The organism is Streptomyces sp. NPDC107765, from assembly GCF_055657085.1.
This window is the reverse complement of record NZ_JBVKBL010000006.1, coordinates 1-13,900: the sequence shown is the minus strand read 5'-3', so window position 1 is coordinate 13,900 and position 13,900 is coordinate 1. Positions and strand designations below refer to the sequence as shown.

Below are 13,900 nucleotides of genomic sequence, written 5' to 3'. Positions count from 1 at the left end.
GGACACCTGGGGGGTCGGTCAGTTGTTGAGGCTGGTGTGGTTCCACCAGCCCTGGCGGCCCACGGTGAAGTCGAGGGTCGACTCGTCCCCGTTGAGCTTGCCCTCGTACTGCTGGCCCTTCTTGAGCGGGCTCTCGATGAGCGTGCCGTGCGCGTCCTTGATCGACTCGATGACGAGGGTCGGGACCTTCTTCAGGGTCGCCGGGTCGATGGCGGCCATGGGGTTGATGGTGACCGCCTCGTCCCAGTTCGGGCGGGCCGCGAGCTGGTGCGCGAGGTGGATCTCCTCGCCCTCCCCGAACATCAGGTAGGTGAGGTACTCGGGGTAGGGGAGGTTGCCGAGCTTGCGGAAGTGACGGACGTCCTCCTTCTTGCACTCCACCTCGGTCTCGGACGTCGTCATCTGCTGGAAGTCGCGGTTCCCGTCCTTGTCGACGACGACCCGCTCCAGGTGGACCTTGAAGACCTTGCCCTGCTGGAGCTCCGGGAGCTCGAAGTGGTGCGGACAGCGCAGCGAGTAGAAGACCCGCTCGCTCTCGTGCTGCGCCAGGTCCTTGAGGTACATGTCCCGCAGCTCACCGTTGTCCTTGATGGTGAAGGTGAAGACCGCCTGGTAGTCGTGGCCGGACTGCGGGTTGTACAGCGCCAGGTGGTAGAAGAACTGCTTCTTCTTGCCGAGGATCAGGAAGCGGTGGATGTGCTCGTGTCCGGCGTGGCCGGCTTCGGGGGTGGTGCTCATGGTGAGGTCGTGCCTTTCGTGTGGAGGGTGTTCGGGAGGGTGCGGGCGTCCGGGTGGGGTGGGTGCTGCCGTCGGGCCCAGAAGGGGCGGTCGGGCCAGCGGGTTTCCCGGGCGTGCACGACGCGGTGGTCGTGCCGGTAGGCCGTACGGGCCGTGGCGACCTGCGCCGCGTAGCCGGCCAGTGCCGTCCGGTCGCCGTGGAGCCGGGCGTCGACCGCCCGGCCCGCGCTCAGCCCGGTGTAGAGGGCGGTGAGGATGCCCTGGGAGCTGAGCGGGTCGAAGGCGGCCGCCGCGTCGCCGGCGGCCGTCCAGCCGTCGCCGTGCACCCGGTCCAGATGGGCGGTGTGCGCGGCGGCCCGCCGGGGTGGCGGAAGGGAGGTGAGGCCGTGCGGGCGGGCCCGGCCGATGACGTGCCGGGTGGCCAGCAGCCGGTCCCGGAACCGCTCGGCGCCGCGTCCGCCGGCGACGGGCAGATCGGGGTCGGTGAAGTAGGCGACCAGCCGGCGCCGGGAGGGCAGCAGGGCCGTGTACCACCAGCCGTCCTGGTCGGACTCGACCAGGGAACGGCCGTCGGCGGTGTGCTGCGCGGCCGGGTCCAGGGTCAGGTGGAGCGCGGTCAGCCGGTCTCCGGTCCGCCGCCGGGCGCCGGCGCGGACGGCGATCGCCGCACCCCGACCGGTGGCGTCCACCACCCAGCGGCAGCGGACCGTGCGTTCCTCGTCCCCGCGGGAGCGGTCGCGCAGCGCGAGCTGCCAGGTGCCGTCCGGTTGGCGGTCGGGGCGCCGTACGGCGGTGCGCTCGGCGAGGTCGGCACCGGCCGCGCGGGCGGCGGCGCGCAACCGCCGGTCGAACAGCCCACGGTCGAGGTGCCAGCCGTGCCCGTACGGGTCGTGGAGGAAGTCCACCGCGTGCAGTTCGGCCGAACCCCAGGCGGACAGGTTGCCGTGGCAGGGCAGATGGCCGGCGCCCAGCACGGACCGGTCGACGCCGAGGTCGGCGAGGAGCAGCCGCGCCACGGGGACCAGCGCCTCACCGGCCTTGGGCGGCCCGGTGCCGGCGTCGGCCAGCAGGACCGTGCGCCCGGCCCGTACGAGGGCGAGCGCGGCGGCGCAGCCTGCCGGACCGCCGCCCGCCACCACGACGTCGTAGGCGGGCCCGGGGCTCACGGGGAGCCGTGCAGGGGGTCGAGCTTCTCCAGGTATCCGGCGGCGATCGCCGTCTCGTCCACTCCGGTCGCCTCCCTGACCTCCTGCACCGCCTGGCGCACGAGGTCCGCCTCGACGGACTCGGCCGGGGTCCTGCCGCCCCAGGCGTCGGCCGCGGCGGCCAGTTGGGGCACGCCCGCCTCGGGCACCTGGATGTTGATGAGGTTGGCGTGGTCGGGGGCCGTCGGATATCCGGGCTCGGACTCCACCTGCATGAACCGGGGGAACTTCTCGTCGCCCACCTGGTATTCCTGGGTCCGGACGATGCCGAATTTGTACCAGTCGTCGATCATCTGGCGGCGCTGGACGTTGAAGTCGGTGCCCTTCAGGCCGCGCAGCCACACCGCCCGGTTCTCGAAGGCGTTCTCCCTGGCGCTGTCGTCATCGCCGGTCGGCTTGGTGTTGACGATGTCGAAGTCGGCCTGCTTCAGCACGTGGTTGGGAACCTGGGCGGGCCAGAAGGTCGGCAGATAGGGGCTGTAGCGGGGGCCGAGCCCGGCACGTACTTCGTAGCCGGAGCGGCAGCTCGCCGCGTCACACTGCCAGGGGGCGGCCATCCAGCGGGTGAGGTCGCCGGGCCCCTGCGCGTACAGCGGGCCGTTCTTGCCGAGGGCGTCCACGAGGCTGAGCACATCGCCGTAGTCGCGTTCCGGGTTGTCGGGAGTGCGGTGCAGGATGCGGAACGGCTCGGAGTACATGGTCTTGTGCCGCACCGGCCAGGTGACCTCGCAGCCGGGATGGAAGGCGTCGGCGGCGCAGTTCTCCAGCGCGCCCCGGTCCAGCAGGCGCGGCTGCTCGGTGACGGGCGCCTGGTCGACGTCGGGGTGGCCGGTGCGGGTCGGGCCGGTGGTGAAGTGGCCCTCGGCCCACAGCGCCAGCATCCGGTCCTGGGTGGGAGAGAGGGTGATGTGCTGCCGGACGGAGTTGGGCTTGCTGGCCATGGCGTCGCCGTAGATCCACGGCCAGGGGACGGGGGAGATGCCGTCCCGGCAGTAGTCGCGCATCTGGACGTAGACCTGGCGACGGAGTTCGCGGCTGGCCTCGCCCGGGTCGGCGAGCCGCTTGCGGAGGGCCGGGTTGCGGAAGTCGTGCGGTCCCTGCCAGCCGAACTGGGTGGCGAAGCCGTGGTTGACCCACTGCAGATCGCAGAACCGGCCCAGCAGCGGTTCGATGTCGTCCGGGAACGAAGGCTGCTGCTCGACGGGCAGCGTCTGTTCGGTGACGAACACGTCGTACAGCAGGTCGTAGAGGGTGCGGACGGTCTTCACGCCGGGGGCGTAGTGCGGCGGGGCGACCACGACCCAGCTGGGGGTCGCGGCCTTCGTCGCGCCGTTGATCGTGACCTCCGCCGTCACCGGGCCGTCGGAGACGTCGTCGTACCAGGTGTCGTTGTTGGTGACACCGGTGATCGGCTTCTCCGGGGTGGCGTAGGAGGCCGACCTGCCGACGCCGCCGACGACCAGGAGGCGGCCGTCCTGCTGGGTGGAGATGGACCCCAGGGACACCGGTTTGTCCATGATCTTGCCGTCGAAGGTGGCGGTCTCCTGCGCGGAGGCGCGGATGTCCTTGCGGCCGGGGTCGATGACGAGTTTCTTCCGGTCCGCGCCCTTGACGTCGACATTGCGGCGGCGCCGCTGGGCGTCCGGCAGGGCGGTGGCTTCGGGGATGTCGAGCGGAATGTGGAACTGGTACCAGGCAGGCTTTTTGTTGGCGAGATGTACGGACCATTTGATGTCCGTCACGCCGTCCTGGCCCAGTTTGAGTTCCTTGACGACCTCCCCCTTCTCGTTGTAGCCGTAGATGCGGAATCGGGCGGCCTGCCGGATGACCTTGCCCGAGCTGTCCTTGTACGAGCCGGCCGGAAGTGCCGGCTGGTCCGGTGATTCCGGGCCGATGAAGGGCTGCTGATCGCTGTTGCCCACCCGGGCTATGCCGATGGCAGGGTGAATCTTTATTTGTACGATCTGGGTGTCCATGGAAGAGCCTTCGTTCGGGTGGGGCCACACATGCCCACCGATGACTCAACCGTAGGAACACCTCAATGCGGACCGCTCTCCCAAGGCGTCACAATGAGTGCACGAATTCACCCTTCCGGCCGCCACCCGGCCCGTATCACCCGCCGTCAATTCACCGAAGGTGACGGCGGGCGATATACCTGCGGATTTCCGGCCGACAGGCTCAGACGGGTGCCGGGAGGTCGCGGATCAGGTCCGCCGCCTTTTCGGCGATCATGATCGTGGGGGCGTTGGTGTTGCCCCGTACGACGGTGGGCATCACGGACGCGTCCACCACCCGCAGCCCGCGCACCCCGTGCACCCTCAGGCGCGGGTCGACGACGGGACCGATGGCGCAGCTCCCCGCCGGGTGGTACAGCGTGTGCAGTTCGCTCCGGACGAAGTCCAGCAGGCCCGCGTCCGTCAGGGAGGCGGGGTGGCGGAAGTCGGCCCTGCGGTGCTTGCGCAGGCTGGGCCGGTCGGCGATGTCCAGCAGCAGCCTGACCGCCCGGACCAAGGTGTCCCGGTCCTCTTTGGTGGCCAGGTAGTTGTGCAGGATGCGCGGCTGTGCGCTGGGGATCGCGGAGCGCAGCGAGACCTTGCCCCGGCTGGTGGGGGTGAGCAGGGCCGCGCCCACCATGAACGCGTGGTCGGTGACCGCGCCGAGGCCCTCCTCGTGGAACAACACCGGGGCGGCGTGCACCTGGATGTCGGGGGCTTCGAGGCCGTCGAGGGTGCGGTGGAAGCCGCCGGCCTCGCCGACGTTGGAGGTGAGCGGGCCGGTCCCGTGGTCCTCCAACTGCCGTATCGCGTCCGGGCTTTCGGCGGCCAGCAGGGACGGGGTGTCGGTCAGGAAGGTGAGGCCGACGTGCGGGTGGTCCTGGAGGTTCTCCCCCACCGGGAGGTCGACGCGGGCGGTGATGCCGTGGGCCGCCAGTTCCCCGGCCGGTCCGATCCCGGACAGCATCAGCAGCTGCGGGGAGTTGTACGCGCCCGCGCAGAGCACCACTTCGCGTTCCGCCCGCCGCCGCAGCAGCTCCCCGCCGCGGTCCAGCTCGACGCCGGTCGCGCGGTCGCCGTCGAACAGCACGCGGGTGCACCGGGCTCCGGTGAGCACGTCGAGGTTCGGCCGGGCCAGGGCAGGTCGCAGATAGCCGACGGCGGTGCTGCAGCGCAGGCCGTCGCGTTGGGTGAGGTGGTAGTGGCCGACGCCGTCCTGTTCGGGGCCGTTGAAGTCGTCGGTGAGGGGATGCCCGGCCTCCTGCGCCGCCGCCACGTAGGCGGCCATCAGGGGGCTTCGGGAGCGGCCCTCGCTGACCGTGAGCGGCCCTCCGGTGCCGTGCCAGGGAGAGGGCGGCCCCTGGAAGTCCTCGGCGCGCAGGAAGTACGGGAGGACGTCGTCCCACGCCCACTGTTCGGCGCCGGCGGCGGCCCAGGCGTCGTAGTCGCGCCGGTTGCCCCGGATGTAGATCATGGCGTTCATCGACGAGGAACCGCCGAGCATGCGGCCCCTGGGCAGGAACCGGCGGCGGCCGTCCAATCCGGGTTCGCAGTCGCTGAGGTAGCCCCAGTCGTACTTCGTCTGGAACAGCTTGCTGAACGCGGCCGGTACGTGGATCTCCCGGGCGTCGTCCGGCGGCCCGGCCTCGACGAGCAGGACCCGGGCGTCCTGGTCCTCGCTGAGCCGGGCTGCCAGTACGCACCCCGCCGACCCGGCACCCACGATGATGTAGTCGTACACGTACACCGTCCCGTCCCCTCCCCAAACACGGTGGTGGATCCCCCACCCAAGCCGTATCGGCCGGTCCCCCACACCGGAAAACCGGCCATTGTCGGACCGACGGGACGAAGGGGGCGAGGGGGTCGAGGAGATCGAGGGGATCGAGGGGACGGAGGGGGTCGCCGGGACTGACGGGGTGTTCGGCTCCGGCGGGGTGTCCGGCTCCGGCGGGGTGTTCGGCCGGCAGGGTGTCCGCTAGGCGTCGCTCATCCGCGGCATCTCGCCGGCCGTCGTGGTCGTGTCGATGACCGCGAAGGCCGCGCCCTGGGGGTCGGTGAGGGCGGCGAAGCGGCCGAAGGGGCTGTCCATGGGGCCGAAGTGCAGCCGGCCGCCGAGCTTCTTCGCCGCGGCGACGGCGTCGTCGCAGTTCGCGACGGTGAAATACACCTGGATGTAGGAGGGGATCTCGGCCGGGAATTCGTCACCCATTTTCATCCGGCCGAGTACCGGATTTCCGGAGTCGCCGAGGCTGAAGACCTTGAAGTCCATGCCCTGGGCCTCGGGGTCGTCGCCCGGCTCGATCTTCTTCGCGGAATACGGGAACACCGCCTGGAGGAAGGCATCGGCCTTTTCCGGGGCGCGGGTGAACACCTCCGCCCAGCAGTACGCGCCGGGTTCCGCCACCTTCTCGAATCCGTGGTGTTCGCCGGCCTGCCAGACCCCGAGGACGGCCCCGCTGGGCTCCCGGGCGAGCGTCATCGAGCCGAACGAGCCGACCTGCATCGGCTCCATGAGGAGGGTGCCGCCGGCTGCCTTGATCTTTTCTGCGGTCTTCGCCACGTCGTGGGACGCGAAATACAGACACCATGCGGAGGGCACGTCGTCACCGCCGGGCATCGGCGGGACGACGGCGGCGACGGCCTTGCCGTCGGAATACGCCTGGGTGTAATTGCCGAACTCACTGGCCGCCTCGCCGAAGGTCCAGCCGAGCACCTCGCCGTAGAAGCTCTTGGCGCCTTCGACGTCCTTGAACATGGCGTCCGCCCAGCAGGGGGCGCCTTCCGGGAAATCGCTCATGGTGTGCCTCACTCCTTCCGCCTTTCACGCTAGGCGCGCGGGGTGCGGTCCGCGCGCCGAACGGAGTGCGGCACCCGTCGGGTGGCTACTCGAACCGCGCGGTGTCGCCCGCGCCACGGCGTACGATCTCGGGTTCGCCGCCGGAGAAGTCGATGACCGTGGTCGGTTCGGTGCCGCAGTCCCCGGAGTCGAGCACGGCGTCCACCACATGGTCGAGTCGTTCCTTGATCTCCCAGCCCTGCGTCATCGGCTCGTCCTCGTCGGGCAGCAGCAGGGTGCTGGAGAGCAGCGGTTCGCCGAGTTCGGCGAGCAGGGCCTGGGCGACGAGGTGGTCGGGGATCCGGACGCCGACGGTCTTCTTCTTCGGGTGCTGCAGCTGCCGCGGGACCTCCCGCGTCGCGGGGAGGATGAAGGTGTAACTCCCGGGCGTCGCGGCCTTGATGGCGCGGAAGACGTCGTTGTCGACGTGCACGAACTGCCCCAGCTGCGCGAAGTTCTGGCACAGCAGGGTGAAGTGGTGGCGCTCGTCGAGGTTCCGGATCGACCGGATCCGGCTCATGCCGTCCCGACTGCCCAGCTGGCATCCCAGCGCGTAGCAGGAGTCCGTCGGATACGCGACGAGCGCGCCGGAGCGAATGCTGTCGGCGACGGTGGTGAGGGTGCGCCGCTGGGGGTTTTCGGGATGGACATCGAAGTACTTCGCCATCCGGCGAGTCTAGGTGATCGGAACCGGGCCGCCCCGGTGGCCTGCCGGGCGGCGCCGGGCGGCCGGACCACGGCCGGCCGCCCCGGCACCGCAGGGGGTCAGACCGACGGGGCCGGTTCCACCTCGGCGATGAGCACGTCCAGCAGCGACAGCAGGGCGCCGCGGACGTCCTCGCGGGAGCGGGCGTCGAGCATGAGCAGGGGCGTGTCCGGGTCCTTGAGGTGCAGGGCCGCCCTGATCTGCTCGGCGCTGTACGGCTGCTCGCCGTCGAAGCAGTTGGCGCCGACGACGAACGGCAGCCCGCGGTTCTCGAAGAAGTCGACGGCCGGGAAGCTGCGGTCCAGCCGCCGGGTGTCGACCAGGACGATCGCCCCGAGCGCGCCCGCCAACAGGTCGTCCCACATGAACCAGAAGCGTTCCTGACCCGGTGTGCCGAAGAGGTAGAGGACCACCCCGGCGTCGCTGAGGGTGATCCGGCCGAAGTCCATCGCGACGGTGGTCGCCGACTTGTCCTCGATGCCCTGGAGGTCGTCGACGCCGACGCCCGCGGCGGTCAGCCGCTCCTCGGTGCGCAGCGGCTCGATTTCGGAGATCGCCTCGACCAGCGTCGTCTTGCCGACCCCGAATCCACCGGCGATGAGGATCTTGACGGGTGACTCTTCCAGGGCGTCTGTGTCATATCCGGGCAAGGTTGTCCCTGATTTTCCTGAGCAGATGAACATTGGACGTTTCGGCCGCTTCCAGCGGCGGCCGGTGATGGATCAGACCGCGGTCCGCCAGCTCGCCGAGGAGGACCGCCATGGGCGTGAGGCGCATGTGCATGCGCGCGGCGATCTCGGCGACGGCCCGCCCGTGGGGCGGCCGGCACATGGCGAGGATGGCCTGCCATTCGGTGGACAGGCTGCCGTCGGCATCCGCCGCGACCGTCGCCGTGATCAGGGTGTCCATGGTCAGGACGGTGCGCGGTGCGGTGGTCCGCCCGTCGGTGAGGGCGTACAGCCGCGTGCGGCGCCGCCGGGCCGGCTGCGGGCCGGCCGTCATGACGGCTCGGGGGCCGCGGTGCGCTCCGGGGTGCCGAGCCACTCCCCGAGCGCCTGCGAGGCCCGTACGACCTCACCGCCCAGCTCGCCGAGGCGGGCCTTGCGCGAGGTGACGACGATCAGCGTGCTGCCCTCGCCGCAGCCGACGAGACAGAGGTAGCGGTCGTCCATCTCCACCAGCTGCCGGATCACCCGGCCGCCGCCGACCTCCCGGGAAATGGCCTTCATGGTGGCCGCGATGCCGGAGGAGGCCGCGGCTATCCGTTCGGCCTGGTCCCGTTCCAGCAGGTAGGCGCTGAGCCGGATGCCGTCGTTGGACAGCAGCACGGCACCTTCGATGCCGGCGATCCGGCTCAGGTTGTTGTCCAGAATGCTGTAGATCATGTCGTTCGTCGTCATGGCTGGTCCTGTCGGAGCTCGATTTCCACTGTTTCGGTGCCCTGCTCGTAATCCGCCCAGGCGTCGGCCACCTCTTCGGGGGTCGCGGTGTCCTGGCCGGCCGGCTCCACGGTGCGGGGCTCGCGGAGCTGCCGGGCCATGTGCGTCTGGGGCACCCGTTCCGGCAGCGGCGGCGGGGCGGAGCCGCCCCGGGGCAGCGGCCGGACCGTCGCCCGGGCCTCGGCGGGCTGACGGCGCGGCAGCCCGGCCCCGGCGGGGGCCCGTTCGGCGGGTTCGGCGGGCGCCACGGGGCGTGCGTGGAGGACGAGTTCGGGCTTGCGCTCCTCCTGTCGTGGCTGCGCCGGGGTGCGTGGGGCCGGCCGTTCCGGCGCGGGGACCCGCGGTGCCGTCGCGGCGGGGGCCGCCTCCTCGGTCCGGACCAGGTGGTCCTGGGGGATGATCACGATGGCCGCCGTCCCGCCGAACGCGGAGCGGCGCAGGGTGACCCGGGCCTGCAACTGGTCGGCGAGGTGGCCGACCACGAAGAGGCCGAGCCGGTGGGCGTTCTCGGCGAGGACGGCGTACGGCGGGGCGGCGTGCAGCCGGGCGTTCATCTCCTCGTAGCGCTCGGCGGCGACGCGCGGGCCGCGGTCCTCGATCTCCACGGACAGGCCGTCCGTGACGAGTTCGGCCCGGATGGCGACCTTCGACGCCGGCGGGGAGAACCGCGTGGCGTTGTCCAGCAGTTCGGCGAGGAGGTGGCTGATCGCGCTGATGGACCGGGCCTCCACGCTGATCTCGTCGAGCGCGACCCGGTCGATCCGGCGGAAGTCCTCGACCTCCGCGGCGGCCTCCCGGAGCAGGTCGGCGACGCGCATGGGCTCGGTGTGCGGGTCGGTGATCTCGCCGCCGGCGAGGATCAGCAGGTTCTCGATCTGCCGCCGCATACCCACCGTCAGCTGGTCGGACTTCATCAGCTGGGCGAGCAGCGCCTCGTCGTGCCCGAAGGTGTCCTGGAGGTCCTCGGTCAGGCTGAGCTGGCGGCTGACCAGGTTTCCGGTGCGGGCGGCGATGCCCGCGGCGAACATGCCGAAGCCGTGCCGCTCGTCGGCGAGCTGCCGGTAGCCCTCGACGGACACCGTCACGGCCCGGGCGAACGCGTCGCTGATGCGGCCGACCTCGTCCCGTTCCCGCCCGGGTCCGGGCAGTGCGGCGGCGTCGACGGGCCGGCCGCGCTGGAGCCGGTCGACGATGTCCGGGAGGGTCTTCTCGGCGACGGTGACGGTGCGTTCGTGCAGCATGGCCATGCGGCGCAGCACCGTGCGGGTGGTGAAGACGACGACGGCCACGACGAGCAGCAGGCCCGCGGCGCTGCCCGCGACCATCCACCAGACCTCGGCCTCCAGCGCGTCGGCCGTGGCGTCGGCGTGCTCGATGACCCCTTGCACCCGCTCGGAGTTGAGGGCGGTCAGTTGCGGGACGAGCGTGCCGTAGGCGGCCGGCCAGTCGCCCACGGCGCGGGGCAGTGCGACGCCGTTCGGGATGTCGTGGTGGTCGGCGAGGGCCGCGTCCTCGATGCGGGACATGGTCTTCCACGCGTCCGAGGCGGCGATCCGGGCATAGGCTTTCCGGCCGTCTTCCGGCAGATAGGGCACGATCGACGTGCCGTAGAGGAAGCGGTGGGCGCCGATGGAGTCGGTGAGTTCGCCGAACCTGGCCCCGTTCAGCCTTCGGGCCGGCCCGGCGGACGCGAAGAGGGTGTCCTCGCGGGCGAGCACCTCGGAGGCCTCGAACAGGGCGACCACCGGCCGGCTTTCCTGCGTGAGCTCGGCGTCGTCCATGTTGCTGAACTCTTGGTAGACGCGGATCATCCGGCCGATCGCGTCGCCGTAGTAGCTGATGGTCCGGTCCGCGCTGCCGGAACGGGCATCCGTGCGCTCGCGGTAGGCGTCCAGCTCCCCGAGCTGTTTCTGCACCTCACGGAGGTAGTGGTCGACCCGGTCGTCGTCCCGGGCGTCGCGGCCCCCGGCCGCCCGCTGGAACGCGGCGACGGCGCGGTCGGTGGCGGCGCGCTGACGGTTCAGGACGGCCCGCGCGACCGGCGAGCCGGCCCACCGCGCCGCCGTCGTGCTGCGCTCGGCCTGCATCTGGGCCATGAGGTCGTACAGCGGCCGGCCGATCCGCTCACCGTCGGCCACGTCGGCGCGCAGATTCGCGGACTGCTGCAGCAGCCGGTCGGCGGAGACGAAGACTTGGGCACCCATCGCGACGGTGGGCACCACCGCCAGCCAGATGAGGAGGGTACGCAGCCGGACCACACCCCGCCGGCGGTTTCGTGCTTGCTTTCGCTGGCCTTCGGGCGGCGGGCCCTCAGGGTCTGTGGAAGTCATCGGTCCTCGTGGGTGGAGACAGGGAACAGAAGCCCATCAGCGGTTCGGCCGCTCCGCGTGGGGGAAACGGAAGGCGCCGGTCCGTGATCGTGAGGCCGTGGGGGTTGCCGATCATAACCAGCCACGACGCGAAAACGAGAGGTTGCCTCGATGATCACTACGTGCTAATAGCCACCGCAATACGGCACGAACAGGGCGCGAAAAAGGGGAACTTCACCGCGCGCACCGGCCCCTCGCCCGGACCGGCCGCATCCCCGGTCGGCGCATCCGCGGGGACGGGGGCACGATGGAAGCCGGGGCAGTGGAAGGAGTGCCCGGGTGAGCGCAGCCGAAGACCCCGGGACCCCGCCGGCCGGCGACCGGCCCGAAGCCGGCCTGCCGCAGGGACGGTGGTCCCCGCCGAGCGGGCTGTTGGACCTCCTCGGCGTGGCCGCCGTGCTCGTGGACGCCGACGGCCGGATCGCGCTGTGGAGCCCCCAGGCCGAGGACCTCTACGGCTACACCGCCGAGGAGGCGCTCGGCAAATACGCCGCGCCACTGCTCGTGCACGAAGAGCACTGGGACCTGGTGCTGAAGAAGTTCGCCGAGGTCATGGAGACCGGCGGGAGCTGGGGCGGCACCTTCCCGGTCCGGCACAAGGACGGCACCGCACGCATGGTGGAGCTGCGCAACATGCGGCTGCTGGACGACCGCGGCGACTTCTACGCCCTCGGGCTCGCCACCGACTCCCCGACCCTGCGCGAGCTGGAGCGGGACGTCGCGCTGTCCACCCGGCTGATCTCCCAGTCCCCCATCGGGCTGGCGATCCTCGACACCGATCTGCGGTACGTGGCCGTGAACCCGGCCCTGGAACGGATGCACGGCGTCCCCGCCGACGAGCACCTGGGCCGGCACTACCGGGAGATCATGACCGCCCCGAAGTTCGAGGTGCCGGAGGCCGCGATGCGGCAGGTCCTGGCGACCGGCATCCCGATGGTCGACGAGACCACCATCGTCGGCCACACCCCCGCCGACCCGGGCCGGCTGCACGCCTGGTCCATCTCGCTGTACCGGCTGGACGACCCCCAGGGCCGGGTGCTGGGCGTGGCCGACCTCGTGGTCGACGTCACCGACCGGTACCAGGCCGCCATGGAGGCGACCGAGGCCCGGCGCCGGCTGGCCTTGATCGCCGACGGCACCGCCCGCATCGGCACCACCCTGGAGGTCCGGCAGACCGCCCGCGAACTGGCCGAGGTCACCGTCCCCGAACTGGCCGACGTCGCCACCGTCGACGTACTGGACTCCGTCCTGGACGAGCACCGCCACGACGCTGCCGACGGACCCGCACTCTTCCGCGCCCTCGCGGTCAAGGCCGCCTACCCCACCGAGGCCGTCCAGGCCGCCGATCCCCCCGGCCAGACCGTCGCCTACGCCCCCGACCGGCTGGCCACCCAGTGCGTCCGCACCGGCCGCCCGATCCTGGTGCCCCGGACCGACGACCGGGACCTCGCGCGCATCGCCCGCGACGCCCCCGCCGCCGCCCGGCTGGCCCGCGCCGGGGTGCACTCCTACCTGCTGGTCCCGCTCACCGCCCGGGGCCAGATCCTCGGCTTCCTGGGCATGTCCCGGGCCCGCACCCCGCAGCCGTTCGACGAGGACGACCTCGCGCTCGCCGGTGAGCTGGCCGCCCGCGCCGCGGTGTGCATCGACAACGCCCGCTCGCACCAGAGCGTGCGCAACGCCGCCGAGACCCTCCAGCGCAGCCTGCTCCCGGACCACCCGCCGCAGCTCCCCGGCCTGCAGATCGCGTCCCGGTACCGGCCCGCACAGGCCACGTACGAGATCGGCGGCGACTGGTACGACGTGCTGCCGCTGGACGGCGACCGGACCGCGCTGGTCGTGGGTGACGTCATGGGCAGCGGCATCGACGCCGCCGCGACCATGGGCCGGCTGCGCACCGCCACGAGCGCCTTCGCCGACCTCGATCTGGACCCGGCGCAGGTCCTGACCCACCTCGACAAGATCACCTCGGCGCTGGAGCACTACATCGCCACCTGCGTCTACGCGATCTACGACCCGCACCGCGCCATCTGCCACCTGGCCACCGCCGGCCATCTGCCGCCGGTCCTCGTCCGCCACGGCCGGCACCCCGCCTTCCTCGACCTGCCCACCGGCACGCCGCTCGGGGTCGGCGGCGTCCCGTTCGAGACCACCACGGTGCACCTCGGCCCCGGCGACCAGCTCGTCCTGTACACCGACGGCCTGGTCGAGACCCGCCACCACTCCCTCGACGAACGTCTGGAGACCCTCCTGTGCCTGCTGGACGCGCCCGACCGCTCCCTGGAAGAAACCTGCGACCGCCTCCTCCGCGAACTACGACGCCCGGAGGACCCGGACGACGTGGCGCTCCTGATTGCGAGTTGTCTTTGACCGTTCCGCTGCGCTTGGCTTTTTCCCCACGTACTTGGCTGTCCCGCCGTGGGGGTTGCTCGCCGTTGCGCTTTGCGGCGCCCCGCACGTAGCTGTCTTTCCCGCCGCGGGGCTTGGTCGCCGTTGCGCCTGCGGCGGGCTGGGTTTTTTGTGGGTGCGGTGACGGGCCTCCGGGGCCGGTTGTGTGGACTGCTGACGCTTTACGTCCACACAACCGGCCCCTCCGGCCCGTCCCCTCCCGTT

Annotated in this window: 12 protein-coding genes; 2 read left to right on the top strand and 10 right to left on the bottom strand. The window is 71.4% G+C overall.

Annotated features, from left to right (window positions below; all coding sequences use genetic code 11):
- Positions 1 to 18: 18 nt before the first annotated feature.
- The 4 genes from ACZ7MX_RS16360 to ACZ7MX_RS16345 form a co-directional block, all read right to left on the bottom strand.
- Positions 19 to 738, bottom strand: a complete 720-nt coding sequence (locus ACZ7MX_RS16360) for a hypothetical protein (RefSeq protein ID WP_472132579.1) — start codon at positions 736 to 738, stop codon at positions 19 to 21.
- On the bottom strand, positions 735 to 1,904 hold the full coding sequence (locus ACZ7MX_RS16355; protein WP_472132577.1) for a tryptophan 7-halogenase: 1,170 nt from the start codon (positions 1,902 to 1,904) through the stop codon (positions 735 to 737). Before ACZ7MX_RS16355 ends, ACZ7MX_RS16360 begins: the two co-directional genes overlap by 4 nt.
- A complete protein-coding gene (locus ACZ7MX_RS16350) occupies positions 1,901 to 3,919 on the bottom strand; it encodes a LodA/GoxA family CTQ-dependent oxidase (protein ID WP_472132575.1) in 2,019 nt (672 codons plus the stop codon). Before ACZ7MX_RS16350 ends, ACZ7MX_RS16355 begins: the two co-directional genes overlap by 4 nt.
- Before the next feature lie 202 nt (positions 3,920 to 4,121).
- Positions 4,122 to 5,684 carry a GMC family oxidoreductase gene (locus ACZ7MX_RS16345; RefSeq protein ID WP_472132573.1) on the bottom strand — a complete coding sequence of 521 codons (1,563 nt, stop codon included), beginning with the start codon at positions 5,682 to 5,684 and terminating at the stop codon, positions 4,122 to 4,124.
- Positions 5,685 to 5,766: 82 nt separating this feature from the next.
- Between ACZ7MX_RS16345 and ACZ7MX_RS16340 the strand changes: the two genes are divergently transcribed.
- Positions 5,767 to 5,916 carry a hypothetical protein gene (locus ACZ7MX_RS16340; RefSeq protein ID WP_472132571.1) on the top strand — a complete coding sequence of 50 codons (150 nt, stop codon included), beginning with the start codon at positions 5,767 to 5,769 and terminating at the stop codon, positions 5,914 to 5,916.
- Here ACZ7MX_RS16340 and ACZ7MX_RS16335 read toward each other — a convergent pair.
- From ACZ7MX_RS16335 to ACZ7MX_RS16310, 6 genes are all read right to left on the bottom strand, one after another.
- Positions 5,913 to 6,734 (bottom strand): VOC family protein, encoded by an 822-nt coding sequence (locus tag ACZ7MX_RS16335; RefSeq protein WP_472132569.1) that lies wholly within the window; start codon positions 6,732 to 6,734, stop codon positions 5,913 to 5,915. The two genes, ACZ7MX_RS16340 and ACZ7MX_RS16335, sit on opposite strands and share 4 nt — an antisense overlap.
- Before the next feature lie 85 nt (positions 6,735 to 6,819).
- Complete coding sequence (locus tag ACZ7MX_RS16330) at positions 6,820 to 7,440, bottom strand: L-threonylcarbamoyladenylate synthase (RefSeq protein ID WP_030412736.1); 621 nt, start codon at positions 7,438 to 7,440, stop codon at positions 6,820 to 6,822.
- A gap of 98 nt (positions 7,441 to 7,538) precedes the next feature.
- Positions 7,539 to 8,129, bottom strand: a complete 591-nt coding sequence (locus ACZ7MX_RS16325) for a GTP-binding protein (RefSeq protein WP_472132567.1) — start codon at positions 8,127 to 8,129, stop codon at positions 7,539 to 7,541.
- Positions 8,116 to 8,481 carry a DUF742 domain-containing protein gene (locus ACZ7MX_RS16320; protein ID WP_472132565.1) on the bottom strand — a complete coding sequence of 122 codons (366 nt, stop codon included), beginning with the start codon at positions 8,479 to 8,481 and terminating at the stop codon, positions 8,116 to 8,118. Before ACZ7MX_RS16320 ends, ACZ7MX_RS16325 begins: the two co-directional genes overlap by 14 nt.
- Positions 8,478 to 8,879 (bottom strand): roadblock/LC7 domain-containing protein, encoded by a 402-nt coding sequence (locus tag ACZ7MX_RS16315; RefSeq protein WP_030412739.1) that lies wholly within the window; start codon positions 8,877 to 8,879, stop codon positions 8,478 to 8,480. Before ACZ7MX_RS16315 ends, ACZ7MX_RS16320 begins: the two co-directional genes overlap by 4 nt.
- Positions 8,876 to 11,248, bottom strand: a complete 2,373-nt coding sequence (locus ACZ7MX_RS16310) for a sensor histidine kinase (protein WP_472132563.1) — start codon at positions 11,246 to 11,248, stop codon at positions 8,876 to 8,878. Before ACZ7MX_RS16310 ends, ACZ7MX_RS16315 begins: the two co-directional genes overlap by 4 nt.
- A 318-nt stretch (positions 11,249 to 11,566) precedes the next feature.
- Between ACZ7MX_RS16310 and ACZ7MX_RS16305 the strand changes: the two genes are divergently transcribed.
- A complete protein-coding gene (locus tag ACZ7MX_RS16305) occupies positions 11,567 to 13,657 on the top strand; it encodes a SpoIIE family protein phosphatase (protein WP_472132561.1) in 2,091 nt (696 codons plus the stop codon).
- Positions 13,658 to 13,900: the final 243 nt, after the last annotated feature.

Excerpts from the sequence above, each read along its gene's own strand:
- ACZ7MX_RS16310 (WP_472132563.1), bottom strand. The coding sequence starts at position 11,248 with ATGACTTCCACAGACCCTGAGGGCCCGCCGCCCGAAGGCCAGCGAAAG.
- ACZ7MX_RS16350 (WP_472132575.1), bottom strand. The coding sequence starts at position 3,919 with ATGGACACCCAGATCGTACAAATAAAGATTCACCCTGCCATCGGCATA.
- ACZ7MX_RS16335 (WP_472132569.1), bottom strand. The coding sequence starts at position 6,734 with ATGAGCGATTTCCCGGAAGGCGCCCCCTGCTGGGCGGACGCCATGTTC.
- ACZ7MX_RS16330 (WP_030412736.1), bottom strand. The coding sequence starts at position 7,440 with ATGGCGAAGTACTTCGATGTCCATCCCGAAAACCCCCAGCGGCGCACC.
- ACZ7MX_RS16315 (WP_030412739.1), bottom strand. The coding sequence starts at position 8,879 with ATGACGACGAACGACATGATCTACAGCATTCTGGACAACAACCTGAGC.
- ACZ7MX_RS16360 (WP_472132579.1), bottom strand. The coding sequence starts at position 738 with ATGAGCACCACCCCCGAAGCCGGCCACGCCGGACACGAGCACATCCAC.
- ACZ7MX_RS16320 (WP_472132565.1), bottom strand. The coding sequence starts at position 8,481 with ATGACGGCCGGCCCGCAGCCGGCCCGGCGGCGCCGCACGCGGCTGTAC.